Origin of the sequence: Streptomyces sp. NPDC057543 (genome assembly GCF_042801895.1) — a bacterium.
Lineage (GTDB): Bacteria > Actinomycetota > Actinomycetes > Streptomycetales > Streptomycetaceae > Streptomyces.
In genome coordinates this window covers 1-25,584 of the sequence record NZ_JBHVFF010000103.1, presented here as the reverse complement: position 1 = coordinate 25,584, position 25,584 = coordinate 1, and the positions used below count along the sequence as shown (strand labels likewise).

Sequence of the window (25,584 nt, the reverse complement as noted above, 5' to 3'; positions counted from 1 at the left end):
GTTTGCGCCGTATCGTTGGGTACGCCGCAGTCACCGTTCGATGCAGTCCGATGCAGAGAGGCGCCGTGCAATGGTGCAGATCAAGACCCCCGAGCAGATCGCGAAGATGCGTGAGGCGGGGCTGGTGGTCGCTGCCATTCACGCGGCCACCCGCGAGGCGGCGGTGCCCGGCGCCACGACGCTGGACCTGGACCGGGTCGCCCGCAAGGTGATCGCCGACCACGGTGCGAAGTCGAATTTCCTCGGTTACGGCGGGTTCCCCGCGACCATCTGCACCTCGGTCAACGAGGTCGTCGTCCACGGCATCCCGGACGACAAGACCGTCCTCAAGGACGGCGACATCATCTCCATCGACGCCGGCGCGATCGTCGACGGCTGGCACGGCGACGCCGCGTACACGGCCTTCGTGGGCACTGGTCACGCTCCGGAGCTGATCGAGCTGTCGCGGGTGACGGAGGAGTCCATGTGGGCCGGTATCGCCGCGATGAAGGTGAACAACCGCCTCGTCGACATCTCGAAGGCGATCGAGTCCTACATCCGCCGCCAGCCCCGCCCCGCCACCGGCAAGTACGGGATCATCGAGGACTACGGCGGCCACGGCATCGGTACGGAGATGCACATGGACCCGCATCTGCTGAACTATGTCGCGCGCAAGCGTGGCAAGGGCATCAAGCTCGTACCCGGTGTCTGCCTGGCGATCGAGCCGATGGTCTCCCTCGGTACGCCGCAGACCGAGGTGCTCCAGGACGACTGGACCGTGATCACGACGGACGGCACCTGGTCCTCCCACTGGGAGCACTCGATCGCCCTCACCGAGCAGGGCCCCCTGGTCCTGACCGCCCCCGACTGCGGCAAGGCGAAGCTGGCCCAGTACGGAATCGAGGCGGCGCCGGATCCCCTCGGCTGATATGACCCCCTTGTGGAGGTCTAAGGATCTCCCCGGGTGGGCAAACTTGACGGATTCGTCTTTTGGGGTCCGCTGACGTAGACTGACTCGTCGGCTCTCGTGCATCAGTGTGTCCACATGTCCACATGCGATGCAGGGAGTCGATCAAGGTAGCCGATTCGAAAGGCGAAGCGTGGCCAAGAAGCAAGGTGCCATCGAAATTGAGGGCACCGTGATCGAGTCCCTCCCGAACGCCATGTTCAAGGTGGAACTCCAGAACGGTCACAAGGTCCTCGCGCACATCAGCGGCAAGATGCGGATGCACTACATCCGAATCCTTCCGGATGACCGGGTCGTCGTGGAGCTCTCCCCGTACGACCTGACGCGTGGCCGGATCGTCTACCGCTACAAGTAGATCTTGCCTGCACCCCGCTTCGGCGCGGTGACGGCACTGACCCGGAGAACCTGACATCCCATGAAGGTCAAGCCGAGCGTCAAGAAGATCTGCGACAAGTGCAAGGTGATCCGCCGTCACGGTCGGGTCATGGTCATCTGCGACAACCTGCGCCACAAGCAGCGCCAGGGCTGACGCACGACCACCTGCATCTCGCAGTACTTCGCGCGACGCACGTAAAACGTACATACGCAGAGTCCGTCCAAGCTTCGGCTGACGACACCTCCGGCGGGGGCCGGGGACCCGGGCGTACCACCTCTCGTCACGAGAGGTCGGCGATCGGGAGCGGCACTGTGGAAGACCCCCGAAATAACAACTGGAGCCATTGAATGGCACGCGTTTCAGGTGTTGACATCCCGCGCGAAAAGCGCGTGGAGGTTGCCCTCACCTACGTCTTCGGTATCGGGCGCACCCGGTCCAAGGAGATTCTCGCCACCACGGGCGTGAACCCGAACACCCGCGTTCGTGACCTGGCCGAAGAGGACCTGGTCAAGATCCGCGAGTACGTGGACGCCAACCTCCGCACCGAGGGTGACCTCCGTCGCGAGATCCAGGCCGACATCCGCCGCAAGGTCGAGATCGGCTGCTACCAGGGCCTGCGTCACCGCCGCGGTCTGCCGGTCCACGGCCAGCGCACCAGCACGAACGCTCGTACCCGTAAGGGCCCGCGTCGCGCGATCGCCGGTAAGAAGAAGCCGGGCAAGAAGTAGTCCTCAGCGGACGCACTGCGGTCGTCCGGGCCACCGGTCATCCGCAGCAACCAGCGGTCTTCGCTGTAGGACCGATCACCTCCCCTCTCCATCTGGAGTCAAGACATGCCCCCCAAGGGTCGTCAGGGCGCAGCCAAGAAGGTGCGTCGCAAGGAAAAGAAGAACGTCGCTCACGGCCACGCGCACATCAAGAGCACGTTCAACAACACGATCGTCTCGATCACGGACCCCTCGGGCAACGTGATCTCCTGGGCCTCCGCCGGCCACGTCGGCTTCAAGGGCTCGCGCAAGTCCACCCCCTTCGCCGCGCAGATGGCCGCCGAGTCGGCCGCCCGCCGCGCGCAGGAGCACGGCATGCGCAAGGTTGACGTCTTCGTCAAGGGTCCGGGCTCCGGCCGCGAGACCGCGATCCGTTCGCTCCAGGCCACCGGCCTGGAGGTCGGCTCGATCCAGGACGTCACCCCCACTCCGCACAACGGATGCCGGCCGCCCAAGCGCCGTCGCGTCTGATCCGTCTGAAGCAACGGAGACAACTGGAAAATGGCGCGATACACCGGGGCCGACTGCAAGCGTTGCCGTCGGGAGAAGCAGAAGCTGTTCCTCAAGGGCAGCAAGTGCGAGAGCGCGAAGTGCCCGATCGAGATCCGTCCTTACCCCCCGGGTGAGCACGGACGCGGGCGCACCAAGGACAGCGAGTACCTTCTCCAGCTTCGTGAGAAGCAGAAGTGCTCGCGGATCTACGGTGTTCTTGAGCGGCAGTTCGTGAACTACTACAAGGAAGCGAACCAGAAGACCGGCAAGACCGGTGAGAACCTTCTGCGCATCCTTGAGACCCGCCTCGACAACGTGGTCTACCGGGCAGGCTTCGCCAAGTCCCGCGACCACGCCCGTCAGCTGGTGCGTCACGGACACATCGCCGTGAACGGCACGAAGACCGACATTCCGTCGGCCCGCGTCGCCGTGAACGACGTGATCGAGGTTCGCCAGAAGTCCAAGGCCCTGACCCCCTTCCAGGTGGCCCAGGCCGAGGCCGGCGAGCGCACCGTACCGGCATGGCTCGAAGCCGTGCCGTCGACGATGCGGATCCTCGTGCACTCGCTGCCCGAGCGCCAGGTGATCGACACCCAGGTGCAGGAGCAGCTGATCGTCGAGCTCTACTCCAAGTAGCAGCTCGTGGGTCCGGGCGGTACGGCTCTTTCGGGTCGTGCCGCCCGTACCCTTGTCAGTATCTGGGGGCGTCAAATAGTGGGCGCCCACGACTGAAGGAACCAACATGCTTATCGCTCAGCGTCCGTCGCTGACCGAAGAGGTCGTTGACGAGTTCCGCTCCCGGTTCGTCATCGAGCCGCTGGAGCCGGGCTTCGGCTACACCCTCGGCAACTCTCTCCGCCGCACGCTCCTCTCCTCGATCCCCGGTGCCGCTGTCACCAGCATCCGGATCGACGGTGTCCTGCACGAGTTCACCACCGTGCCGGGCGTCAAGGAGGACGTCACCGACCTCATCCTCAACATCAAGCAGCTGGTCGTCTCCTCGGAGCACGACGAGCCGGTCGTGATGTACCTGCGCAAGCAGGGCCCCGGCCTGGTCACCGCTGCTGACATCGCCCCGCCGGCCGGTGTCGAGGTCCACAACCCGGACCTGGTCCTGGCCACGCTGAACGGCAAGGGCAAGCTGGAGATGGAGCTGACCGTCGAGCGCGGTCGCGGCTACGTCTCCGCCGTCCAGAACAAGCAGGCGGGCCAGGAGATCGGCCGTATCCCGGTCGACTCCATCTACTCGCCAGTGCTCAAGGTCACGTACAAGGTCGAAGCGACCCGTGTCGAGCAGCGCACCGACTTCGACAAGCTGATCGTCGACGTCGAGACCAAGCAGGCCATGCGTCCCCGTGACGCCATGGCTTCGGCCGGTAAGACCCTGGTCGAGCTGTTCGGTCTGGCGCGTGAGCTCAACATCGACGCCGAGGGCATCGACATGGGCCCGTCCCCGACGGACGCCGCGCTCGCCGCCGATCTGGCGCTGCCGATCGAGGAGCTGGAGCTCACGGTCCGTTCGTACAACTGCCTCAAGCGTGAGGGCATCCACTCCGTGGGTGAGCTCGTGGCTCGTTCCGAGGCCGACCTGCTCGACATCCGCAACTTCGGTGCGAAGTCGATCGACGAGGTCAAGGCGAAGCTGGCCGGTATGGGCCTCGCGCTCAAGGACAGCCCGCCCGGATTCGACCCGACGGCCGCGGCCGACGCGTTCGGCGCGGATGACGACGCGGATGCGGGTTTCGTGGAGACCGAGCAGTACTGACACGCCTCCGGCTGGGGTGCTCGGGTTCTGTCGGGTGCCCCGGGCCGGGGTGAGGCTTTGTCCTCAATCGCCGGACGGGCTTGTTTTGGGCTCGGGCGTGAGGGAGTGTCCTCAAACGCCGGACGGGCTTGAGTTCGGTTCTTGCCTGTTCGGATCTGAATCTTCCGGGCGGCGTCCGCCGCACGGGAACTGACACCGGTACCTGATACGGCCGGTGCAGCACACAAGGAGAAAAACCATGCCGAAGCCCGCCAAGGGTGCCCGTCTGGGCGGCAGCGCTGCGCACGAGAAGCTGCTTCTCAACAACCTCGCGAAGGCGCTGTTCGAGCACGGCCGCATCACCACGACCGAGGCCAAGGCCCGCCGCCTGCGTCCGGTCGCCGAGCGTTTCATCACCAAGGCGAAGAAGGGCGACATCCACAACCGTCGCCTGGTGCTGCAGTCGATCACGGACAAGGGCATCGTGCACACGCTCTTCACCGAGATCGCCCCGCGGTACGAGAACCGCCCCGGTGGTTACACCCGCATCACCAAGATCGGCAACCGTCGTGGCGACAACGCCCCGATGGCGGTCATCGAGCTGGTCGAGGCGCTGACCGTGGCCCAGCAGGCCACCGGTGAGGCCGAGGCCGCCACGAAGCGTGCGGTCAAGGAAGACGCCCTCAAGAAGGACGAGGCTCCGGCCGAGGTCGTCGAGGACGCCAAGCCGGCCGAGGCCGACGTGGAGTCCAAGGACGCCTGAGCGTTCTGAGACCACTGGACGGGCCCGCATCACCCTTCGGGGCGGTGCGGGCCCGTTCCGTATGTACTGGCAGAAAAGGATCCTTCGGTGAGTGACGAAGTGGAGCCCGGCTCCGTGCGGCTGCGGCTGGACCTGGCGTACGACGGCAAGGACTTCTCCGGCTGGGCCAAGCAGACCGGCAGGCGGACCGTCCAGGGGGAGATCGAGGACACGCTGAGGACCGTGACGCGGTCCTCACGGACGTACGACCTGACCGTCGCCGGGCGTACGGACGCCGGGGTGCACGCCAGGGGACAGGTCGCCCATGTCGATCTGCCGGACGAGGTGTGGGCCGAGCACGCGGACAAGCTGCTGCGGCGGATGGCCGGGCGGATGGCGCCCGATGTGCGGATCTGGCGGATCGCCGAGGCGCCGGCCGGGTTCAACGCCCGGTTCTCGGCGCTGTGGCGCCGCTACGCGTACCGCGTCGCCGATCGTCCCGGTGGGGTGGATCCGCTGTTGCGCGGTCATGTGCTGTGGCACGACCGGCCGTTGGACGTCGACGCGATGAACGAGGCGGCGGCCCGGATGGTCGGGGAGCACGACTTCGCCGCGTACTGCAAGAGGCGCGAGGGCGCCACGACCATCCGTACGCTGCAGAAGCTGAGCTGGGTACGGGACGAGGCGTCCGGGATCATGACGGCGACCGTGCAGGCCGACGCGTTCTGCCACAACATGGTGCGGGCACTGATCGGAGCGGCGTTGTTCGTCGGGGACGGGCGCCGCCCGGCCGAGTGGCCCGCGCAGGTGCTGGCGGCACAGGTGCGGGACCCCGGCGTGCACGTGGTGCGGCCGCACGGGCTGACGCTGGAGGAAGTGGCCTACCCCGCCGACGCGTTGCTGGCCGCGCGCTCCAAGGAGGCGCGCAACATGCGCACGCTTCCGGGGGGCGGCTGCTGCTGAGAGCCGCGGGCGGGATTCCCGTTCATTCGGGGGCCGGTGCGGCTCCGCCGCAGGTCCGGCGTCGCTGTCGCCAGGCGCCCGTCAGCCGGGCCGCCACGTACAGGGCCGAGATCGTGACCACCGTCGCGCCGACCGGGCTGACGTCGGGGCCCAGCCAGCCGCGGACCGCGGAAGCCGTGAACAGCAGCAGGGCCAGGACGCGGACCAGCCACCAGCGCAGGGAGCGGGGCTCGTGGCGGTCCGGGGCCGAGGGGTGTTCGCCGTCCTGGGCGGTCATGGTGGAGCGCATGCCGGCCAGCAGGCCGCGGCGGGTCAGGAGCCGGGCGTCGGGGAGGGTGTCGAGGACCTCCGGGCGGTCGCCGAAGCCCGGGGGCAGCGGGGGCAGGGACAGGGCCGCCAGGAGGTCCGACTGGTGGCGGGGAGGGTTGCCCGTGGACCGGAGGATGTGGACCAGCGGGCGGGGGTCCGTGAGGGCGAAGGCGCGGGACAGGACTTCGGCCGTGGTGGTGACCGTGGTGTGGTCGGGGGCCGGGGACGTGGCGTTCCACTCGTGGGCGGCCAGCGGTCTGCCCTTGAGGAACAGGGTGAACCCACAGCGTTCGGGCGTGCGGCGCAGGACCAGTGTGGGCCACTTCTCGCCCGTGGTGAAGTTGTCGGCCGCCGTGGTCAGCGGATCCTCCGTGGACAGGACCGAGCGCTTGGCGGGCCGGGCCTCCGGGACGGCCTCGACATAGGTGTGCGTGGCGGTCGCCGGGGCGGTGCGGAGCGAGACGCCGCACATCAGGGCCGCCTGCGCCACGTCCGCCGGGCGGGCCACCGCTATCGCGACCGCGCACGGGGCGCCCGGCGCCCATGCGGGGGTCGTGCGGGGCTGCGGGGGGCGGCCGAAGAACGGGGTCCGGGTCGCCACGTGGATACGGACACCCGAACGGGTCTCCAGGAACTCCTGGCGCGGGTCGTCCCCGAAATACGCCCAGGGGTACTTCGTGGCATGGACGCCGATGCCGCGGAAGGCCTCCAGCCCTTCGTCCCAGCGCTCCGTACGCAGCAGCATCAGTGCCAGGTGGTTACGGAAGCCCGCCGCCTCGTGGCTGCCCGGTTCGTACGCGGCCGAGAGGTCCAGGGCGCGGGTGACCGCGGCCGCGACGCGGAGCGCGTACGGGTCGGGGCGGGTCGGTGCGCCGGGGGAGGGGGACAGGACCGCGTACTCCAGCGCCGCGAACAGGGGCAGCGCGTGCAGTTTCGAACCGGGCGGGGCCGTATCGGCCGCGCTCTCGGCGAAGCCGAACATCTCCTCGTGCGAGCCGTGCCACTTGGCGCACAGGTACTGCAGGGCCGCGGCATGGCATCCGAAGTGGTGCGGGTCCCGCGCCAGGGCCTGTGCCCAGTAGCCGTCGAAGACCTCGCGCGGGGCCTGGCTGCCGACCGCGTGGATCAGCGCGATGCGCCACGGCACGGGGTCGGCGGGGTTGAGTTCGGCCGCTCTCCCGATCACCGGCGCCGCGTCCTCCAGCAGCGCGAAGAAGGCCTGGAACTGGTCGCGCGAGACATGCCCGGCGCGTTCGGCCGTACGGATCTCCCAGGCCCGGTCGATACAGAGGTTCGCCCGGACCAGAACCGCGTCCGGGTCCTCGGGGGATTCGTCCAGCCAGGCGTCCAGCCAACCCGGGTTGTGCAGGGCGGCCTCGGCGAGCCGGGACACGTAACCGTCCCGCAGCTCCCACTGGGTGTGCGCACGGGTCGCGGCGAGCAGCTCGCGGGCGGGGCCGTGGTCGCCCTGGGCGGCCGAGGTCAGGGCGGTGCGGAGCGCGGCGTCCGGGGCGTCGAGGACGACGGCCTCGTCCGGCGGCAGATCGGCGCCGATGGCCGCGCTGTGGCGCAGCACCCGGGGCAGGGTGAGGAGGAACGGAAGACGCACGAGATCCCCCGGGCGGGTCAGCCGGCGGGTGCCGTGGCCGCGGCCGAGGCCTGGAGCTCGCCGCGGTGGCGGATCTGACGGAACGTGAAGTTCGTCAGGTCGTCCCCGGTGGCGTAGGCGTCCTTGTCGGCCGTGGTGACGTTCTTGCCGCTGGTGTACCCGGTGATGGCGAAGTAGGCGTAGCGGCCGTAGGAGTTGGCGGTACGGCGGCACACCGATCCGGGGGGACAGAAGGCCGGGACACCCGCGCCGCTCAGGGGGGCGATGCTGCCGCCGGCCTGCTGGGCCGCCTTCGTGGCCTGCGCCTCCGTTTCGAAGACCGCGAGGCCGACGGTGACGGCGATGCCGTCCCTGCTGTACGTGGCCCGGACGACCTGGTCGCAGCCGTTGTTGACGAGGACCGAACCGAGTGCGCCCTTGGTGGTCGCGGCGCAGTTCTTCGTCTGCTGGGTCGCGCCCTTGACGTAGCCGCGGTCGCCCATCGTCAGCTTCTTGCCGGGGAAGAACGCGTCGACGGTGATCGGCGCCCGGTCCTTCCTGACATCGGATATGTAGTCCTTCGGGTCCGGCGGGGGCGGTGGTGCCACCGAGGAGAAGGACGGTTCGGGCTCGGCGGTGCTGCTCGGCAGGTCGGTCGGTGCCGGGAGCTCGCTCGCGTTCTTGCCGGTGCCGGGGGAGCCGTGGTTGCTGGTCGAGACGACCGCCGTCGCCACGATCGCGCCGACCACCGCGGTGGCGAGCACGCCGCCGCCGATCAGCAGCCACTTCTTGCGACGGTTGCGCGCGGCGGACTCGTCGGCCAGCGCTGCCCAGTCCGGAGTCTGCGTGCCCCCGGGCCCCCACGAGGGCCCCCCTTGCCCAAAGCTCATGCGGCGATCCTAGACGGAACACAAACCGGTTGGGCCAGGGCTTCGCGGCCCGTGACAATGCTGGGCATGGGACATCTCGAAGCGGGTCATCTGGAGTACTACCTACCGGACGGGCGGGTGCTGCTCGGCGACGCTTCGTTCCGGGTCGCGGACGGGGCCGTGGTCGCCCTCGTGGGGGCGAACGGCGCCGGGAAGACCACGTTGCTGAGGCTGCTCGCCGGGGAGCTCCAGCCGCACGGTGGTTCGGTGTCGGTGAGCGGCGGGCTCGGGGTGATGCGGCAGTTCGTGGGCTCCGTGCGGGACGAACGCACGGTCCGGGATCTGCTGGTCTCCGTCGCCCAGCCCCGTATCCGGGAGGCGGCCCTGGCGGTCGACAGGGCCGAGGAGCTGATCCTCACCGTCGACGACGAGGCCGCGCAGATGAAGTACGCGCAGGCCCTGAGCGACTGGGCGGAGGTCCGCGGGTACGAGGCCGAGACCGTCTGGGACATGTGCACGATGGCCGCGCTCGGTGTCCCGTACGAGAAGGCGCAGTGGCGCGAGGTGCGCACGCTGTCCGGTGGTGAGCAGAAGCGGCTGGTGCTGGAGGCGCTGCTGCGCGGGCCGGACGAGGTGCTGCTGCTCGACGAGCCGGACAACTATCTCGACGTCCCCGGGAAGCGGTGGCTGGAGGAGAGGCTGAAGGAGACCCGTAAGACGGTTCTCTTCGTCTCCCACGACCGGGAGCTGCTGTCCAGGGCCGCCGAGAAGATCGTCAGCGTCGAGCCGAGTCCGGCGGGCAGCGACGTGTGGGTGCACGGTGCCGGCTTCGACACGTACCACCAGGCACGCAAGGACCGGTTCGCCCGGTTCGAGGAACTGCTGCGGCGCTGGGAGGAGGAGCACGCCCGGCTGAAGGCGCTGGTCCACCGGCTGCGGCAGCAGGCGGCGATCAGCCCCGACATGGCGTCCCGCTACCGGGCGATGCAGACCCGCTTCAAGAAGTTCGAGGACGCAGGACCGCCGCCGGAGCCGCCGCGCGAGCAGGACATCAGGATGCGGCTGCGCGGCGGCCGGACCGGCGTACGGGCGGTGACCTGCAAGGGCCTGGAGCTGACCGGACTGATGAAACCGTTCGACCTGGAGATCTTCTACGGGGAACGGGTCGCCGTCCTCGGCTCGAACGGGTCGGGGAAGTCGCACTTCCTGCGGCTGCTCGCGGGCGAGCCGGTGGCGCACGCGGGGGAGTGGAAGCTCGGGGCGCGCGTCGTACCGGGACACTTCGCGCAGACGCACGCCCATCCGGAGCTGCTGGGCCACACGCTCGTCGAGATCCTGTGGACCGAGCACGCCAAGGACCGCGGCGGGGCGATGTCCGTGCTGCGCCGCTACGAGCTGGAACGCCAGGGCGACCAGCCCTTCGAGAAGCTGTCCGGCGGCCAGCAGGCACGGTTCCAGATCCTCCTCCTGGAGCTGGCCGGCACGACCGCGCTGCTCCTCGACGAGCCGACGGACAACCTGGACCTGGAGTCGGCGGAGGCCCTCCAGGACGGTCTTGAGGCGTACGACGGGACGGTGCTGGCCGTCACGCACGACCGGTGGTTCGCGAAGTCCTTCGACCGGTACCTGGTGTTCGGCTCGGACGGCGTCGTACGCGAGACGACGGAGCCGGTGTGGGACGAGCGGAGGGTGGAACGGGCCCGGTGACGCGGTTGCCCCGCGGGGAACCCGCACCGAACAGCCCGTCCGGCGATTGAGGACGGAACCCCGGCAGCGGGGCCGGCCAGGCCGGGGAACCCCGCTGCCGCCCGCCCGAGGGCCACGCGTTTTGACCCGTCCGGGGCGGGGCGGGTAGTCTCGTCGATTGTTATGCGTATTGGCTTCGTCGTTCTCACGCGTAGGGCCCTTACGTAGGTTCTCTGGAGCAGTCACCAGTGGCTCGCATACGGGCAGCGTCCCCGGCATTGTGAGCCCCAGCTGCATGATCGCTTCAGAGGTGCCATGTGTCTGGACCCCATCCACTGAAGAAGCGAAGGCTACGAAGTGCGTACGTACAGCCCCAAGCCCGGCGATGTGACGCGCCAGTGGCACATCATTGACGCGCAGGACATCGTCCTGGGTCGTCTCGCCACCACGGCTGCGAACCTCCTCCGCGGCAAGCACAAGGCGATCTACGCCCCCCACATGGACATGGGCGACTTCGTCATCATCATCAACGCCGAGAAGGTTCACCTCTCCGGCAACAAGAAGACCCAGAAGATGGCGTACCGCCACTCCGGGTTCCCGGGTGGTCTCCGCTCCGTCCGTTACGACGAGCTGCTCTCGAAGAACCCCGAGAAGGCTGTCGAGAAGGCCATCAAGGGCATGATCCCCAAGAACAGCCTGGGCCGTCAGATGCTCTCGAAGCTCAAGGTCTACGCGGGCGACCAGCACCCGCACGCTGCTCAGCAGCCGGTCCCGTTCGAGATCACCCAGGTCGCGCAGTAGTTCCGGCCTCCCCCTAAGACCAAAAGAAAGATCTGAGGAGAATCGTGGCCGAGACCACTGTTGAGAACCCCGTCGAGGGCGTCGAGGGCGAAGAGGTTTTCGCCGAGGTGACCACCTTCGAGTCCGAGGTTCCCGTCGAGGGCGAGTACACCAGCGAGTCGCTGGCGTCCCGCTTCGGCGAGCCGCAGCCTGCCGCCGGCCTTGGCCGTCGGAAGAACGCCATTGCCCGCGTCCGGATCGTTCCGGGCACCGGCAAGTGGAAGATCAACGGTCGCACCCTTGAGGACTACTTCCCCAACAAGGTGCACCAGCAGGAAGTCAACGAGCCCTTCAAGGTGCTCGAGCTCGACAACCGCTACGACGTCATCGCCCGCATCTCGGGTGGCGGCGTCTCCGGTCAGGCCGGCGCCCTGCGCCTCGGCGTGGCCCGCGCGCTGAACGAGGCGGACGTGGACAACAACCGCGCCCCGCTGAAGAAGGCCGGCTTCCTCTCCCGCGACGACCGTGCGGTCGAGCGCAAGAAGGCCGGTCTCAAGAAGGCCCGTAAGGCCCCGCAGTACAGCAAGCGCTAAACCGCCTGCTCACCTGCGTTACACGTTCGCCCCGGCGGCACATCTCGTGCTTGCCGGGGCGTTCGTCTATCGGCGCCCTCGGGCGTATAACGGCATAAGACGTTCATACGCCTGCATACGCAGCGGTGTGTTGCGTTGCCCGGCGACGGACGCGCCGCATCGTGTGCTGGGTTGCGTCGGTTCGCTTTGTTCGGTTTGCGGTTTCGGAGCATCTTCGGAGGACACCAGTGGGACGACTCTTCGGCACGGACGGTGTGCGCGGTGTCGCCAATGCGGATCTGACGGCCGAGCTGGCGCTCGGTCTCTCGGTTGCTGCGGCGCATGTGCTTGCCGAGGCGGGCACCTTTGAGGGGCATCGGCCGACAGCCGTGGTGGGACGCGACCCACGTGCGTCCGGAGAGTTCCTGGAGGCCGCCGTCGTGGCAGGCCTCGCCAGCGCGGGCGTGGACGTCCTGCGGGTCGGTGTGCTGCCCACCCCCGCGGTGGCGTACCTCACCGGCGCGCTGGGCGCCGACCTCGGTGTGATGCTCTCCGCCAGCCACAACGCCATGCCGGACAACGGTGTCAAGTTCTTCGCCCGTGGCGGTCACAAGCTCGCCGACGAGTTGGAGGACCGGATCGAGACGGTCTACGAGCAGCACCGCACCGGTGAGCCCTGGGCGCGTCCGACGGGCGTCGGGGTGGGCCGGGTCACCGACTACGCCGAGGGCTTCGACCGGTACGTCGCCCATCTCATCGCAGTCCTCCCGAACCGGCTCGACGGGCTGAAGGTCGTCCTCGACGAGGCACACGGCGCGGCCTCCCGGGTCTCGCCCGAGGCCTTCGCGCGGGCCGGCGCCGAGGTGATCACGATCGGTGCCGATCCGGACGGTCTGAACATCAACGACGGCTGCGGCTCCACCCACCTGGATCTGCTGAAGACCGCAGTCGTCGAGCACGGCGCCGACCTCGGCATCGCGCACGACGGCGACGCCGACCGCTGCCTCGCCGTGGACGCCACGGGCGCGGAGGTCGACGGCGACCAGATCCTGGCCGTGCTCGCCCTCGCCATGCGCGAGGCCGGGCAGCTGCGCAAGGACACCGTGGTCGGCACGGTCATGTCCAACCTCGGCTTCAAGATCGCGATGGAGCGGGAGGGCATCCAGCTCGTCCAGACCGCGGTCGGCGACCGTTACGTACTGGAGTCGATGAAGGCCGAGGGGTACGCCCTGGGCGGCGAGCAGTCCGGTCATGTCATCGTCCTGGACCACGCCACGACCGGTGACGGCACGCTGACCGGCCTGCTGCTGGCGGCCCGGGTCGCGGCCACCGGCCGTACGCTCGCGGAGCTGGCCGGGGTCATGCAGCGGCTGCCGCAGCTGCTGATCAACGTCCGCGACGTCGACAAGTCCCGGGTCGACACCTCAGCGGAGCTGGCCGCGGCGGTCTCGGAGGCCGAGCGCGAGCTGGGCTCCACCGGACGCGTACTGCTGCGCCAGTCGGGCACGGAGCCGCTGGTACGGGTCATGGTCGAGGCGGCCGACATCGAGCAGGCACGGGCTGTCGCCGAGCGGCTGGCCGATGTGGTGAAGTCGGCACTCGGTTAGTCCGGGCCCGGCCGGCCTGTAGCCGGCTGGGCCGGGCTCGGTCGGTCGGGGTTCGGCTGGTTCGCACTCGCTGGTGCGGGCTTGGCAGGTCCCGGCTCAACCGGGCCGTCAGTCGGACGGGTCCGGTTGTGTCGGCCGCGCCGCTCGCCATTCGCCGACGGGCTCGCAACGCGGCCCGTCCGGCGACGGCGTGCCGCCCACAGCACCTTCTGGACCAGCAGCGTCAACGTCCCCGCGACCACGATCCCGCCGAGGTTCGCCAGCAGCTGGACCGTGGAGCCCGACATCTGGCTGTAGTCGCTGTAGCTGAATGCCACCGCCGCATTGGCCGCGGCCGGCACGGTGGTCACCGAGATCGCGACGCCGATCAGCGCCCCGGACTTCGCCGAGGTGAGCGAGAGCGTTCCGGCGATCCCGGCCAGGAACGCCACCACGAACGACATCGCGTCCGGCTTCCAGATGAACGCTGTGTTGGGCCGGGCCGCCTCGATCATCGAGCGGTTGAACAGCCCGGAGGCATCCATGAGCCAGGCGAACCCGGCGGTCAGTATCATCGCGACGGCGAAGCCGCCGATCAGCGCCACCAGCGACCGCCACGCCAGCCGCGGAGCGCGCTGCACCAGGGCCGTGGAGATCCCGGCCAGCGGCCCGAACTCCGGGCCGACCGCCATCGCGCCCACGATCAGGATCGCGTTGTCGAGCATCACACCGCAGGCGGCGAGCATCGTCGCGACCGCGAGGAACGCCACATAGGTGACGCTGAACGTCGACTCCTCGTGGGTCGCTTCCGTCAGCTCCTCCCACAGCACCGCGTCCGCGCCCTCGCCCGGCGCCTCCTCCTCGGCCCTGTCGGCGTGCGCGGAGAGCGTCAGGTCCATGTTCTCGACGGTGATCGAACCGGACTTGTCGATACCGAGCCTGCGCAGCGCGCCTATCAGATCGTCGCCCGCCTCGCGGGCCACATCGCACAGCACCATGTCGCCCGCCGGGTCACGGGCGACCCCGGACATCACCACGAGATGCGTCGTACCGACGGTGGACTCCAGCAGGTGCACCACCTCGTCCGTACGGTCGGCGGGGACGATCAGGCGCAGATGCAGCACGCGGCCACTCCCAGGAGGCTCGAAGGATCAGAGTTTGCGCAGGGACAGCCGCTGGACCTTGTGGTCCGGCCCCTTGCGCAGCACCAGAGTGGCACGGCCCCGGGTGGGCGCGACATTCTCCACCAGATTGGGCTTGTTGATGGTCCGCCACATCGTCGCGGCGTACTCCATGGCCTCCTCCTCGGAGACCTGGGTGTACTTGCGGAAGTACGAGAACGGGTTCTGGAACGCCGTCTCGCGCAGCTTCCGGAACCGGTTGAGATACCAGGTCTCGATGTCCTCGGTCCGCGCGTCCACGTACACACTGAAGTCGAAGTAGTCGGCGAGCCCGACCCTGGTCCGGCCGTCTTTGCCTGGCATCGCGGGCTGCAGCACGTTCAGCCCCTCGACGATCAGGATGTCGGGGCGCCGTACGGTGAGCCGCTCGCCCGGCACGATGTCGTAGATCAGGTGTGAGTAGACGGGCGCCGTCACCTCGTCCTTGCCGGCCTTGATGTCGGCGACGAAACGGGTCAGGGCCCGCCGGTCGTACGACTCGGGGAAGCCCTTGCGCGACATCAGCCCGCGTGCCTGGAGCTCCTTCATCGGCAGCAGGAAACCGTCGGTGGTGACGAGTTCGACGCGGGGGTGCTCGGGCCAGCGGGCCAGCAGCGCCTGGAGGATGCGGGCACTGGTGGACTTGCCGACCGCGACACTTCCCGCGACCCCTATGACGAACGGGGTGCCGCGCTGCGCGCCGTGCCCGTTGCCCGCGTCCCCGAGGAAGGTGTTCAGGGCGCCGCGCAGACCCGAGGTGGCCTGGACGTAGAGGTTGAGGAGCCGGGAGAGCGGCAGGTAGACGTCCCGTACCTCGTCGAGGTCGATGACGTCCCCGAGCCCGCGCAACCGCTCCACCTCGTCGGCGGTCAGTGGCAACGGCGTCTTGTCGCGCAGGGCGCTCCATTCGGCGCGCGACAGATCGACGTACGGCGTCGCCGCGTGCTCGGCGCGTCGGGGGGTGCTGCTTCGTGGCGGCGAAGTGATCACATGTTCATTGTTGCGGGAGTTCTGACGGAGCGGAGGGTGGGCTCGGTCACGTCACTTTCCTGAGCACACAGAGGTCGCCGCTGTCGGGGTCGCCGATGAACGTCCGCAGGAGGGCGGAATCGGGCGTTCCTCCGGCCACGAGTTGGCCGGTGACGTCGCCGGGGGCGAACTCGAAGGACACCGACGTCGCGTTGCCTTCGTCCGACTCGTCCGACTCGTCCGATTCCCAGGTGTCGGTCCCGGCCATGATGGTGGGAAATCCGAATCCGGAACTGGCGTCGGTACGGGTGTTCCAGTAGTCGCCGCAGGCGTTCGTGGCGCTGAACGTGCCGTCCTTCGCGAGGGCGAGCTGCCCGCCCCGGTCGTCCCGCCAGGTGCCGTCCAGCTGCCCGCTCGCCAGTACGAGCGGGGGACCGTCCGGCTCCGGTGGGACGTTCACGGCGCGCAGGACGAACAGCAGGGTGATCAGTCCCACGGGGACGAGCACCACGAGGCCCACGCCGATGGACAGTCCCAGCAGGATGGCCGTCCTGTTCGACATGCGACGCTTCGGCGGTGGAGACGGCTGGAGATCCCGCGTCGGCCGAGAAGGCCGGAGGTCCCAGGGCGGGCGTGGTGGCTCGGTGGGTCTCTCGGCGCCGGACATGCGCCCTCACCCCAGGACTCGGGCCGGCGGGAGGATATCCGGCAGCGACATGATGCACCTGTGGGTGCCTGCCGCTGCCGGTGGGGCCGGTGCCCGCACCCCTGTGGCGGACACCGGCCCCGGTTCGCGGCCACTGGTGGCGTCTCAGGGCTTCTCGCCCTTGGCGTCGACGACGGCGGCGTTGACCCGGGCTTCGCTCAGCATGATCTGTCCGGCCTTGAACTTCTCCGACGGAAATTGCACCTTGCCCGCGGAGGACTTGTACTCGTAGTCCTCGGTGACCACGAAGCGCATCCCGGCGTACCTGAAGTCGTGCGGGTCGAGGAGGATCTCCCGCTGTTCGTGGCTGCCGTCCTCCTTCCGGGTGATGGCGATGACCTCGCGTCCGGCGGCGTCCTTCACCAGGTGGTCGGTGACACGCACACCGGGGACGGTGGCCAGGGCCCGGTAGATCCGGGCGAGGGCGGCCGGTGCGATCGGGTAGGCCTCGACCATCAGACCCATCGCGCGGAAGCTGTGCTGGGCCTCGGCCTCGGGCGGGCTCTCGGCGGTGTTGCCGGTCGGGTAGAACGAGCGGACCTTCGCCAGCAGCCGGGCGGGGTCGTCGGGCAGCTCATTGGCCGCCCGGTAGACCTGGCGGGACGTGCGGTAGTCGTCGTCCTTCCCGTTCTTGGCCGCGGCGGAGTTGTCGTACGGGACCCAGTTGTCGGGGTCGTACGTGAAGCGGCCGACGGCCGAGCCCTCCTGGGGCGACTGGGCCATCACCGTCTTCGTGTAGATCCACTGGTCGTCGCGCGGCTCCGGGGCCGCCTGCTGCTTCTCCAGTGCGTCGGCGGCCCGGTTCAGCACCTCGGCCGGGCTGTCCAGCCGCAGGGTTCCGGCGGTCGCAGCGGGTCCGGAGCGGTCGGGGGCGGCGGCATCGACGAGCTGGGTGCCGAGCACGGCCGCCACGGTGATCGCCGCGGCCGCGCCGATCGAGGCGATCCGCCAGTCTGCCCTCAGCCGGCGGGCACGGCGGCCCGAGGCGACGGCCTGGGTGAGCCGCATCCGGCCCGGGGCGAGTGCGGAACGGTCGGGTACGGGCGCGTCCGCGCGCAGCTCGCGCAGCCGGGTCATTTCGTCCATGACGGGGTCAGCTCCATGACGTCGGGCGTGAACGAGGGATCCATGTCGAGTGCCTCACGGACCTTGCGGCGGGCTCGATTGAGCCGCGACCGCACGGTGCCGAGCGGGATGCCCAACGCCTCGGCGACCTCCTGGTACCCGAGGTCGGCCCAGGCGACGAGCAGCAGCACATGGCGGTCACCGGGCGAGAGCGAGGCGAGCGCCCCGGCCAGCGGCGCCTGCGCGGCGATCCGGTCGTCGCAGCGGTCGCTCCAGGACACGGCCACCGGGTCCTGACCGGTACGGGCCAGGGCCCGCAGTCCCCTCTCCTCGCTGCGCCGGTGCTTGCCGATGAGGTTCGCGGCGATGCCGTACAGCCAGGGGCGGGCGTTGCGACGCGTGCGGTCGTAACGGCGCCGGGAGCGGAAGGCGATGAGAAAGGTCTCCGCCGTGATGTCGTCCGCCGCGCCCTCCCCGAGGCGGCGGGCGGCATAGCGGTGGATGTCCGGAGCGTGGCGGTCGTAGAGCCCGGCGAAGATCTCGGGATGATCCAGCGACTGCGCGACGACCTCGGCATCGTCCTCGGGACTGGCTGGTGGTCCGGTCACATCGGCTCCTGGGGGCTCGGCGGATGAGCGTGTCATCCCTTGTTGCCCGCAGGGCGCGGAAAGGTTCACAGGATTTCGGAGCGCCTTGGCGCGAGGACTCCGGTGCGCCGGTCCGGTGCCATATCGGTGTCGACCGGTCGCGGGCCGTCGGCGCAGCAGACGGTTCTCCCGGCATACCCCACCACGGGGTGTGCCGGGAGAACCGCCGTGCGAGCCGCGGGGTCAGCCGCCCCGCTTGCGGCGGCCCCTCCGCAGGGCGATGAGCAGGGCCAGCGGCGGGACGATCAGCAGCCAGATCACGGTGATCGTGCCCGGGTCGGGGTTCGGTTCGTCCAGTTCCATCAGCGTGGCCACGGTGGCGATCAGCCCCCAGATCGCCGTCGCGATGCCGGACAGCCAGATGAGGACGGTCCGGGCCAGCCGTGCGCCCCTGGTCTGCGGTGTGCTGCCCGGGCGGCCGTCGTGCCGCTCGGGACGGGGGATGCGGTCCGGGGCACGGGGCGGCATGGGGATCACCGCCGAGGACGGTACGCCCGCGTCGATCAAGGCCAGGCGGCTCGGCGTGAGGTCCTTGAAGAGCGTTGGCTCGACGCGGATCTGGAAGCCGTCGAGGCCCGTGAGGTGGCGGCCGCCGTCCGGGTGGACGAGCAGGGCCGCGCACGCGTCGTACCGGATGACGACCGTGCCGGAGGCGGCGGCCAGGGACACGGCGTCCGGCGACACCGTCAGTACGACGGAGTCGTCCTCCAGCGAACGGTGCCGGGTGCCCGCGCTCGTCCGGGTCCAGGAGGACCATTGGGGGGCCTCGGTGAACCCGGCCCAGTCGGCGCCCCGGCCGGGTACCTGCAGCAGCGCCGTGGCGTGCAGTTCGCGGGCGACCTCGCGCAGGTCGTCGAGGGTGACGGCGGCGAGTTCGGCCCGGTGCTCGTCCGGAGTGAGGTTGTGATGCCCGGTCAACAGGTTCAGGGCGTACGAGGGCAGCCGGGACGCGGCGGCGTCCGGGGTGTCGAGCTGTTTGAGGAACCTGGCGCGGGCCGAGTCGAGTTCGGACTGTTCGATGCTGCCGGCCCGCAGGCGGGCCAGCGCGTCGACGAAGCCGCCGACCACCGCGCCGTGCTTCTTCGGGAGCGCGTCGGCGAAGGCGGTGATGGTCGCGACGTCATTGTCGCGGGGGCTGTACCCGGCGTCGGCGGTGTACGAGTAGCCGCCCTTCTGGCGCAGGTCCGTGTAGAGCGCGCGGCTGAGCACCTCCGTGAAGAGCGTCGCCGCCGTCGAGCGCCGGACGATGCCGTCCAGGACGACGCCGCCGCTGTCGCCCGTGATGTACGCGGGCGTGACGGGCAGCGCGGATGTCGCGGCGGGCAGCGGCTGCGGTGTGCCTGCCGGGAGGGCGAGGTCGAGGCCCTCCGGCACGGTGTCGGCGGTGATCCACAGCACGGCGTTGTCACGGGTGAAGCGGGTGCGCGCCCAGTCGCGTACGGCCTCGGCGGTCAGATGCCAGGTGCCGAGCTCGGCGTGGCTGCTGAGCCCGTAGCCCTGGGCGCCGTAACGCCACAGCGGCAGCTGGTGGTTGGGGCCGACGCGGCGGCCCGCCGCTTCGGTGCGCAGGATCTCGCGCTCGGTCTCCAGCCGCTCCATCGGCAGATCGCGCAGGGCCGCGCAGACACCGTTGAGATAGGTGGTGACCTCCTCCGGCGTGCCGGTGACGTGGAAGAGCGTGTACGTGGCGGCGGTGGCGCCGTTGTAGTGCAGGTCGGACAGCCCGTGGCGGTGCAGGGCGAGGTGTTCGACGAGGTGTGTGAGGCCGGACGTGGCGAGGGTCTCGTCGGCGGCTCCGACGCGGAAGAAGAGGCCCGCGGTGACCGGGCCGGGGGCCGCGGCGAGCACCGTACGGATGCCGTCGACCTCGGTCTCGAGGATGTCCGGGTCGGGGGCCGTGGCGGGTCTGTGCGGCTCGGATCTGTGCTCGGAGATTTTCTGGGACATCGGCTCAGCCCTTCGACAGTGCGGTCTTGCGGTGCTTGAGGAACTGGACCTCTCTGTCACCGGTGTAATCCCAAGGCGAAGCGGTGGCCTTGTTGCCGAGGGTGCGGAAGAACGGCGCGGCTTCGCGGTGGTGACCGCCCAGGCTCAGTGCCCCGGCGAAGTCGTTGTGGTCGCCGACCCAGTGGAAACCGGGCCGGTAGTCGGGATGCTGTACGGAGAGGGCAGCGGCGGCCAGGATCTCGTCCCGGACCTCCGTCGAGCGCAGATAGTCGCTGTGGCCGTCCCCGGCAGTGTCCAGCCAGCGTTCCAGGTGCAGTTCGGCGACGAGCCGGCCCGCGTGGCTGCCCGGGGGCGCCGCTTCCAGACAGGCGTGGGCGAATCCGTGCGCCTCCTCCCAGCTGCCGCCCCACTTGGGGCACAGCTGCTGGAGCAGCAGGGTCTGCGCGTAAATGTGGTGCGGTTGGTGCTCGGCCAGCCGGTCGTAACGCCGCCGCGCCTCGCTCTGTCCCAGTTCGAGCCCTCGTGCGGTGGTCAGACGGGTTGCCCAGGCCAGCGCGTACGTGGGGTGCTCGGCGCACACGTCGATGAGCAGCTTCTCGGCGCGCCGCAGCCACTCGTGGAACTGCCGGAACTGGTCGCGCGAGACGTGTTCCGCGCGGTAGGAGCTGCGGATCCCCCAGCCGACGGCGATGTATCGAATGGCCAGCAGAGTCCGGGCCAGGGCGGAACCGGGGTGCTCGGCGACGGCCCGCTCCAGGAAACGTTCACAGGAGCCGAGTTCGTAGAAGAGACCTGCGGCGATCGCCCGGTCGTCCTCGTGGTCGAGGAAGTCGAAGTACGCCTCGGTGGACGCCCAGTCGTCGTTGCGTACGGCTGCCCGGAGTTCGGCGAGCGAGGGGATGTTGACGCACGGGTCGAACTCCGCGCGTATCGGGGGAGCGGTGGGAGACATGACAGTCCTCGGAGCGGACACGACCGGCTGCCGTACGGGCACGGGTGTTCCGGGCGCGCATGGGCATGCAGGTGGGACGGAAGGAGAGCGGTGAGTCGAATGTATGTACGTGCATGTGCGAGGGAAGCGCAGGCTAGCAGTCCGTACCGACGGGCCGTGACGGACTTGTGTCGGCCCATCCGGGGGGACCGGGAGACCGACTCCGGTCCCCCCGGTGGAGCGCTGCCCGTGCGGGTGTGCTCAGTTGCCTGGCCACCGACACAGGAAGCCCGCGACTTCAGTCGTGGGTGAAGTCACGAAGGCCGAGTCCGACGGCACGCCGGCACGTCAGGATGTCCATATGGCAAATGAATCGATCACCCCGCGCAGCATTGCCGACAGCCACCTCGACCAGGTGGCCGCACATAACCCGATGACCGCTGCATGGCTGGGACTGAACCCGGGCGACGACCGGCAACCGGACCTCTCGCCGGATGGCTTCGAGGCCCACGCCGAGTTCGCTCGCAGTAGTCTCGCCGCACTCGACGCCGCCCCTGCAACGGACGACCCCGCTGAACAGGCCTGTGCCCGGCTGCTGCGGGAACGCCTCACCGCCGAGCTCGCGATGCACGACACCGGCGAGAACTTCCGACAACTGCGCACCGTGGGCGCGCACGTCGACCAGGTGCGGACGATCTTCGCCTTCATGCCCACCACCACCGACGAGGACTGGGCGGCGGTGGCCGGACGGCTGCGCAACCTCCCCGGCGCGCTGGACGGTTACCGGGCCACCCTCACCGAGGGGATCTCCCGCGGCCTGCTCGCTGCTCCCCGGCAGGCCGCCGGGGTGATCGGCCAGCTCGCCGACTGGACCGGGGAGGCCGCCGGACAGCACGCGGGCAGCGGCGTGGGCTGGTTCGCCGACTTCGTCAAGGACGGCACCGACCGGCTGCGTCCCGAGCTGGACGCCGCCGCCCGCCAGGCCACTACCGCCGTCTCCGAGTTCCGCGCCTGGCTGCGCGACACCTACGTCCCCGCCGCGGCGGACACCCCGGACGCCGTCGGCCGAGAGCGCTACCTGCACGCCGCCCGCTACAACACCGGTGCCGAGCTCGATCTGGACGAGGCCTACGCCTGGGCCTGGGACGAGTTCCACCGGACGCTCGCCGAGATGCGCGTCGAAGCCGAGCGCGTCCTGCCCGGCTCACCCCTCCTTGAGGCCATGCACCACCTGGACGAGCACGGCCACGCGGTCAAGGGCGAGGAGTCCGTCCGCGACTGGTTGCAGCAGTTGATGGACGAGGCGATCACCGCCCTCGACGGCAGCCACTTCGACCTCTCCGGCCCGATCCGCAAGGTCGAGTCCCGGATTGCGCCCGCGGGCAGCGCCTCCGGGCCCTACTACCAGGGCCCGAGCCTCGACTTCAGCCGCCCCGGCCGCACCTACCTGCCCACTCTCGGCCAGGACGCCTTCCCGACCTGGCAGCTCGTCAGTATCTGGTATCACGAGGGCGTCCCCGGCCACCATCTCCAGCTCGCTCAGTGGGTCGCGGTCGCCGACCGGCTCAGCCGCTACCAGGTCACCGAGGGCATGGTCAGCGCCAACATCGAGGGCTGGGCCCTGTATGCCGAGCGCTTCATGGACGACCTGGGCTTCTTCTCCGAACCCGAGCGCCGCCTCGGCTTCCTGGACGGGCAGATGCTGCGCACCATCCGGGTGATCGTCGACATAGGTATGCACCTCGAACTCGCCATCCCCGCCGACTCGGGTTTCCACCCCGGCGAGCGCTGGACCCCGGCGCTCGCCACGGAGTTCATGGCCACCTACAACGGCAGCCCGGCTGCCCGCCGCAACGGCGAGATCGACCGCTACCTCGGCTGGCCCGGCCAAGCCATCGGCTACAAGCTCGGCGAACGCGCCTGGCTCCAGGGCCGGGCGGCCGCGAAGCGCCGCCATGGTGCCGCCTTCGACCTCAAGGCCTGGCACATGAAGGCTCTCTCCCAGGGCTCGTTCGGGCTCGACGACCTGGTCGGCAATCTCGCGGCGCTGTAGACCCGGAAACGTCCTACCGCGCTGGTTCTGTTGAAGCACTGCTCGTCGCGGATCCTCAAGAAGATCCGCGACGAGCACGGCGACGGGTCCACGGCCGTCGACACCGAGTTCGACGCGGAGGCGCCGGCCGGCACAACAATCCTTCTGGGGTGCGAACCGGTTCTCCGATCCCGAGACCCTGATCCCGCTGATCGCCGAACGCCTCAACCCCGTTGGCGTGCTCGCCTTCTCCCAGGCCGAACCGATCGAGGGATTTTGCGGCCCGCTGACAGCGCGGTGGCGCGGCAGAGGCGGGCCGCGTCGCGGGTTCATGGCCGGAAGCCTCACGGCCCCACTGCCACGCCGTACGGGCTGTTGCCGACTGTGACGGTGGCGACGGTCTTGAAGGTCTTGGGGTCGACGACGGCCTGCGACAACTGACAATGAAATGCGACCATAGTGTGCATTTCCTTGCATCCCGGGTGCTGCCACGCGGGTGCTAGGCGCCGGGCACCCCGCCCCGCACAGCTCTCCTCGACCGCCGGACGGGCTCGATCTCTGCCGCCCGGTCCACCTTCTGCGACGATGCGAAGAAGAGGGGAGAGCGACCAGGAAGGGAACGGTATGTGCGGAATCGTCGGATACGTCGGTGGGCAGTCGGCGCAGGACGTCGTCGTCGCGGGCCTCAAGCGCCTCGAATACCGGGGCTACGACTCGGCGGGCATCGCCGTCCTCGCGGACGGCGGGCTGGCCGCCGCGAAGAAGGCGGGGAAACTCGTCAATCTGGAGAAGGCGCTGGCCGAGGCCCCGCTCCCGGCCGGGGCCACCGGGATCGGGCACACCCGCTGGGCCACCCACGGAGCCCCCACCGACACCAACGCCCACCCGCACCTCGACAACGCGGGCCGGGTCGCCGTCGTGCACAACGGGATCATCGAGAACTTCGCCGTCCTGCGCGCCGAACTCGCCGAGCGCGGCCACGATCTGGCCTCCGAGACCGACACCGAGGTAGTCGCCCATCTCCTCGCCGAGGCGTATTCGTCCTGCGCCGACCTGGCGGAGGCGATGCGGCAGATCTGCGGGCGGCTGGAGGGGGCCTTCACCCTCGTCGCCCTGCACGCGGACGCACCCGACACGGTGGTCGGGGCCCGGCGGAACTCACCGCTCGTGGTGGGGGTGGGTGAGGGCGAGTCGTTCCTCGCCTCCGACGTGGCCGCGTTCATCGCGCACACCCGCTCCGCGATCGAGCTGGGCCAGGACCAGGTGGTGGAGCTGCGCCGGGAGGGCGTCACCGTCACCGGCTTCGACGGGCGGCCCGCCGACGTCCGCGAGTACCACGTGGACTGGGACGTCTCCGCCGCCGAGAAGGGCGGCCACGACTCCTTCATGCTCAAGGAGATCGAGGACCAGCCCAAGGCCGTCGCCGACACGCTCCTCGGGCGGATCGACGGCGCGGGCACCCTCCACCTCGACGAGGTACGGATTCCGCCCCATGAGCTCCGCGACGTCGACAAGGTCGTCATCGTCGCCTGCGGCACCGCGTTCCACGCCGGGATGATCGCCAAGTACGCCATCGAGCACTGGACCCGGCTCGCCTGCGAGACCGAGCTGGCCAGCGAGTTCCGCTACCGCGACCCGATCCTCGACCACCGCACCCTCGTCGTCGCGATCTCGCAGTCCGGCGAGACGATGGACACCCTGATGGCCCTGCGGCACGCCCGCGAACAGGGCGCGAAGGTCCTCGCCATCTGCAACACCAACGGCTCCACGATTCCCCGCGAGTCCGACGCCGTGCTCTACACGCATGCCGGGCCCGAGGTCGCCGTCGCCTCCACCAAGGCGTTCCTCACCCAGCTCGTCGCCTGCTACCTCGTCGCCCTCTATCTCGGGCAGATCCGCGGTACGAAATGGGGCGACGAGATCCGGACCGTCATCCGCCAGCTGTCCGAGATCTCCGGTGCGGTCGAACGGGTCCTGAAGACCATGGAACCCGTGCGCGCGCTGGCCCGTTCCCTCGCCGACCACGACACCGTGCTCTTCGTGGGCCGGCACGTCGGCTACCCCGTCGCCCTGGAAGGCGCGCTGAAGCTCAAGGAACTCGCGTACATGCACGCCGAGGGCTTCGCCGCGGGCGAGCTCAAGCACGGGCCGATCGCGCTCATCGAGGACGGTCTGCCCGTCGTCGTGGTCGTGCCCTCGCCGCGCGGCCGGTCGGTGCTGCACGACAAGATCGTGTCGAACATCCAGGAGATCAGGGCCCGTGGCGCGCGCACCATCGTCATCGCCGAGGAGGGCGACGAGGCGGTCGTCCCGTACGCCGACCATCTGATCAGGATCCCCGCTACGCCTACGCTGCTTCAGCCGCTGGTGTCGACCGTGCCGTTGCAGGTGTTCGCCTGCGAACTGGCGACGGCCCGCGGCAACGACGTGGACCAGCCGCGCAATCTGGCGAAGTCCGTGACCGTGGAGTAGCGAGAGTTGAGGGAACACGCGTGATCATCGGGGTCGGGATCGATGTGGCCGAGATCGAACGGTTCGACGCGGCGCTGAAGCGTACGCCGCACCTGGCCGACCGGCTCTTCCTGGAGAAGGAGTTGCTGCTGCCCAGCGGCGAGCGGCGCGGTGTCGCGTCGCTCGCCGTGCGGTTCGCCGCCAAGGAGGCCCTCGCGAAGGCGCTCGGCGCGCCGGGCGGCCTGCTGTGGACGGA

25 protein-coding genes are annotated in these 25,584 nt (G+C 69.6%); 16 read left to right on the top strand and 9 right to left on the bottom strand.

What is annotated here, in order from left to right; genetic code table 11:
- The first annotated feature begins 70 nt into the window (after window positions 1-70).
- The 9 genes from map to truA all read left to right on the top strand — a co-directional run bounded on the left by map (window position 71) and on the right by truA (window position 6,030).
- Window positions 71-907, top strand: coding sequence for a type I methionyl aminopeptidase (gene map / locus ACFU8Q_RS18985; protein ID WP_384454967.1), 837 nt, complete (start codon window positions 71-73; stop codon window positions 905-907).
- Between the two features lie 172 nt (window positions 908-1,079).
- On the top strand, window positions 1,080-1,301 hold the full coding sequence (gene infA, locus ACFU8Q_RS18980; protein WP_003956442.1) for a translation initiation factor IF-1: 222 nt from the start codon (window positions 1,080-1,082) through the stop codon (window positions 1,299-1,301).
- A gap of 60 nt (window positions 1,302-1,361) precedes the next feature.
- Window positions 1,362-1,475 (top strand): 50S ribosomal protein L36, encoded by a 114-nt coding sequence (gene rpmJ, locus ACFU8Q_RS18975; RefSeq protein WP_003956441.1) that lies wholly within the window; start codon window positions 1,362-1,364, stop codon window positions 1,473-1,475.
- A 194-nt stretch (window positions 1,476-1,669) separates the two neighbouring features.
- Window positions 1,670-2,050, top strand: coding sequence for a 30S ribosomal protein S13 (gene rpsM, locus ACFU8Q_RS18970; protein WP_018519286.1), 381 nt, complete (start codon window positions 1,670-1,672; stop codon window positions 2,048-2,050).
- Between the two features lie 105 nt (window positions 2,051-2,155).
- Window positions 2,156-2,560, top strand: coding sequence for a 30S ribosomal protein S11 (gene rpsK / locus ACFU8Q_RS18965; protein ID WP_003956432.1), 405 nt, complete (start codon window positions 2,156-2,158; stop codon window positions 2,558-2,560).
- Window positions 2,561-2,590: 30 nt separating this feature from the next.
- A complete protein-coding gene (rpsD, locus tag ACFU8Q_RS18960; RefSeq protein ID WP_093897256.1) occupies window positions 2,591-3,217 on the top strand; it encodes a 30S ribosomal protein S4 in 627 nt (208 codons plus the stop codon).
- Between the two features lie 106 nt (window positions 3,218-3,323).
- Complete coding sequence (locus tag ACFU8Q_RS18955; protein ID WP_024755423.1) at window positions 3,324-4,346, top strand: DNA-directed RNA polymerase subunit alpha; 1,023 nt, start codon at window positions 3,324-3,326, stop codon at window positions 4,344-4,346.
- 238 nt (window positions 4,347-4,584) lie between these two features.
- A complete protein-coding gene (rplQ, locus tag ACFU8Q_RS18950) occupies window positions 4,585-5,088 on the top strand; it encodes a 50S ribosomal protein L17 (protein ID WP_384454964.1) in 504 nt (167 codons plus the stop codon).
- Window positions 5,089-5,175: 87 nt separating this feature from the next.
- Window positions 5,176-6,030, top strand: a complete 855-nt coding sequence (gene truA, locus ACFU8Q_RS18945) for a tRNA pseudouridine(38-40) synthase TruA (protein WP_384454961.1) — start codon at window positions 5,176-5,178, stop codon at window positions 6,028-6,030.
- A gap of 22 nt (window positions 6,031-6,052) precedes the next feature.
- On the opposite strand, the gene ACFU8Q_RS18940 is transcribed toward truA, so the two are convergent.
- Both ACFU8Q_RS18940 and ACFU8Q_RS18935 read right to left on the bottom strand, forming a co-directional pair.
- Complete coding sequence (locus ACFU8Q_RS18940; RefSeq protein ID WP_384454958.1) at window positions 6,053-7,948, bottom strand: hypothetical protein; 1,896 nt, start codon at window positions 7,946-7,948, stop codon at window positions 6,053-6,055.
- 17 nt (window positions 7,949-7,965) lie between these two features.
- The gene (locus ACFU8Q_RS18935) at window positions 7,966-8,817 is read right to left on the bottom strand and encodes a hypothetical protein (RefSeq protein ID WP_384454956.1); all 852 of its coding nucleotides are present in this window, start codon (window positions 8,815-8,817) and stop codon (window positions 7,966-7,968) included.
- 57 nt (window positions 8,818-8,874) lie between these two features.
- Here ACFU8Q_RS18935 and ACFU8Q_RS18930 point away from each other — a divergent pair, with 57 nt between their 5' ends.
- From ACFU8Q_RS18930 to glmM, 4 genes are all read left to right on the top strand, one after another.
- Window positions 8,875-10,503 carry an ABC-F family ATP-binding cassette domain-containing protein gene (locus ACFU8Q_RS18930; protein WP_384454969.1) on the top strand — a complete coding sequence of 543 codons (1,629 nt, stop codon included), beginning with the start codon at window positions 8,875-8,877 and terminating at the stop codon, window positions 10,501-10,503.
- Window positions 10,504-10,839: 336 nt separating this feature from the next.
- Window positions 10,840-11,283, top strand: coding sequence for a 50S ribosomal protein L13 (gene rplM, locus ACFU8Q_RS18925; RefSeq protein ID WP_096625076.1), 444 nt, complete (start codon window positions 10,840-10,842; stop codon window positions 11,281-11,283).
- A gap of 44 nt (window positions 11,284-11,327) precedes the next feature.
- A complete protein-coding gene (rpsI, locus tag ACFU8Q_RS18920) occupies window positions 11,328-11,855 on the top strand; it encodes a 30S ribosomal protein S9 (protein WP_266747971.1) in 528 nt (175 codons plus the stop codon).
- Window positions 11,856-12,082: 227 nt separating this feature from the next.
- Window positions 12,083-13,441 (top strand): phosphoglucosamine mutase, encoded by a 1,359-nt coding sequence (gene glmM, locus ACFU8Q_RS18915; protein WP_384454953.1) that lies wholly within the window; start codon window positions 12,083-12,085, stop codon window positions 13,439-13,441.
- Here glmM and ACFU8Q_RS18910 read toward each other — a convergent pair.
- The 7 genes from ACFU8Q_RS18910 to ACFU8Q_RS18880 form a co-directional block, all read right to left on the bottom strand.
- Window positions 13,438-14,544 carry a DUF389 domain-containing protein gene (locus ACFU8Q_RS18910; RefSeq protein ID WP_384454950.1) on the bottom strand — a complete coding sequence of 369 codons (1,107 nt, stop codon included), beginning with the start codon at window positions 14,542-14,544 and terminating at the stop codon, window positions 13,438-13,440. The genes glmM and ACFU8Q_RS18910 overlap by 4 nt on opposite strands.
- Window positions 14,545-14,571: 27 nt before the next feature.
- A complete protein-coding gene (coaA, locus tag ACFU8Q_RS18905; RefSeq protein ID WP_384454948.1) occupies window positions 14,572-15,570 on the bottom strand; it encodes a type I pantothenate kinase in 999 nt (332 codons plus the stop codon).
- Between the two features lie 46 nt (window positions 15,571-15,616).
- Entirely contained in the window at window positions 15,617-16,111 is a 495-nt protein-coding gene (locus ACFU8Q_RS18900) for a hypothetical protein (RefSeq protein ID WP_384454946.1), read from the bottom strand.
- 249 nt (window positions 16,112-16,360) lie between these two features.
- Entirely contained in the window at window positions 16,361-17,341 is a 981-nt protein-coding gene (locus tag ACFU8Q_RS18895) for a CU044_5270 family protein (protein WP_384454943.1), read from the bottom strand.
- Entirely contained in the window at window positions 17,329-17,964 is a 636-nt protein-coding gene (locus ACFU8Q_RS18890) for an RNA polymerase sigma factor (RefSeq protein WP_384454940.1), read from the bottom strand. The genes ACFU8Q_RS18895 and ACFU8Q_RS18890 overlap by 13 nt, the downstream gene beginning before the upstream one ends.
- Window positions 17,965-18,150: 186 nt before the next feature.
- A complete protein-coding gene (locus ACFU8Q_RS18885) occupies window positions 18,151-19,914 on the bottom strand; it encodes a M16 family metallopeptidase (protein WP_384454937.1) in 1,764 nt (587 codons plus the stop codon).
- 4 nt (window positions 19,915-19,918) lie between these two features.
- The gene (locus tag ACFU8Q_RS18880; protein WP_384454934.1) at window positions 19,919-20,866 is read right to left on the bottom strand and encodes a hypothetical protein; all 948 of its coding nucleotides are present in this window, start codon (window positions 20,864-20,866) and stop codon (window positions 19,919-19,921) included.
- A 340-nt stretch (window positions 20,867-21,206) separates the two neighbouring features.
- Between ACFU8Q_RS18880 and ACFU8Q_RS18875 the strand changes: the two genes are divergently transcribed.
- The 3 genes from ACFU8Q_RS18875 to ACFU8Q_RS18865 form a co-directional block, all read left to right on the top strand.
- Window positions 21,207-22,898, top strand: coding sequence for a DUF885 domain-containing protein (locus ACFU8Q_RS18875; protein WP_384454931.1), 1,692 nt, complete (start codon window positions 21,207-21,209; stop codon window positions 22,896-22,898).
- Window positions 22,899-23,501: 603 nt separating this feature from the next.
- Window positions 23,502-25,349, top strand: a complete 1,848-nt coding sequence (gene glmS / locus ACFU8Q_RS18870; RefSeq protein WP_384454928.1) for a glutamine--fructose-6-phosphate transaminase (isomerizing) — start codon at window positions 23,502-23,504, stop codon at window positions 25,347-25,349.
- 20 nt (window positions 25,350-25,369) lie between these two features.
- The coding region (locus ACFU8Q_RS18865) for a 4'-phosphopantetheinyl transferase superfamily protein (protein WP_384454925.1) at window positions 25,370-25,584 on the top strand (215 nt) is incomplete at its 3' end.

What these genes read in the sequence shown, in the direction of transcription:
- map (WP_384454967.1), top strand. Translation starts at nt 71, where the DNA reads ATGGTGCAGATCAAGACCCCCGAGCAGATCGCGAAGATGCGTGAGGCG.
- rpsK (WP_003956432.1), top strand. Translation starts at nt 2,156, where the DNA reads ATGCCCCCCAAGGGTCGTCAGGGCGCAGCCAAGAAGGTGCGTCGCAAG.
- ACFU8Q_RS18900 (WP_384454946.1), bottom strand. Translation starts at nt 16,111, where the DNA reads ATGTCGAACAGGACGGCCATCCTGCTGGGACTGTCCATCGGCGTGGGC.
- ACFU8Q_RS18955 (WP_024755423.1), top strand. Translation starts at nt 3,324, where the DNA reads ATGCTTATCGCTCAGCGTCCGTCGCTGACCGAAGAGGTCGTTGACGAG.
- rpsD (WP_093897256.1), top strand. Translation starts at nt 2,591, where the DNA reads ATGGCGCGATACACCGGGGCCGACTGCAAGCGTTGCCGTCGGGAGAAG.
- rplQ (WP_384454964.1), top strand. Translation starts at nt 4,585, where the DNA reads ATGCCGAAGCCCGCCAAGGGTGCCCGTCTGGGCGGCAGCGCTGCGCAC.
- ACFU8Q_RS18890 (WP_384454940.1), bottom strand. Translation starts at nt 17,964, where the DNA reads ATGACACGCTCATCCGCCGAGCCCCCAGGAGCCGATGTGACCGGACCA.
- ACFU8Q_RS18935 (WP_384454956.1), bottom strand. Translation starts at nt 8,817, where the DNA reads ATGAGCTTTGGGCAAGGGGGGCCCTCGTGGGGGCCCGGGGGCACGCAG.
- ACFU8Q_RS18930 (WP_384454969.1), top strand. Translation starts at nt 8,875, where the DNA reads ATGCTGGGCATGGGACATCTCGAAGCGGGTCATCTGGAGTACTACCTA.
- glmS (WP_384454928.1), top strand. Translation starts at nt 23,502, where the DNA reads ATGTGCGGAATCGTCGGATACGTCGGTGGGCAGTCGGCGCAGGACGTC.
- rpmJ (WP_003956441.1), top strand. Translation starts at nt 1,362, where the DNA reads ATGAAGGTCAAGCCGAGCGTCAAGAAGATCTGCGACAAGTGCAAGGTG.
- rpsM (WP_018519286.1), top strand. Translation starts at nt 1,670, where the DNA reads ATGGCACGCGTTTCAGGTGTTGACATCCCGCGCGAAAAGCGCGTGGAG.
- ACFU8Q_RS18880 (WP_384454934.1), bottom strand. Translation starts at nt 20,866, where the DNA reads ATGTCTCCCACCGCTCCCCCGATACGCGCGGAGTTCGACCCGTGCGTC.
- ACFU8Q_RS18885 (WP_384454937.1), bottom strand. Translation starts at nt 19,914, where the DNA reads ATGTCCCAGAAAATCTCCGAGCACAGATCCGAGCCGCACAGACCCGCC.
- ACFU8Q_RS18895 (WP_384454943.1), bottom strand. Translation starts at nt 17,341, where the DNA reads ATGGACGAAATGACCCGGCTGCGCGAGCTGCGCGCGGACGCGCCCGTA.
- ACFU8Q_RS18875 (WP_384454931.1), top strand. Translation starts at nt 21,207, where the DNA reads ATGGCAAATGAATCGATCACCCCGCGCAGCATTGCCGACAGCCACCTC.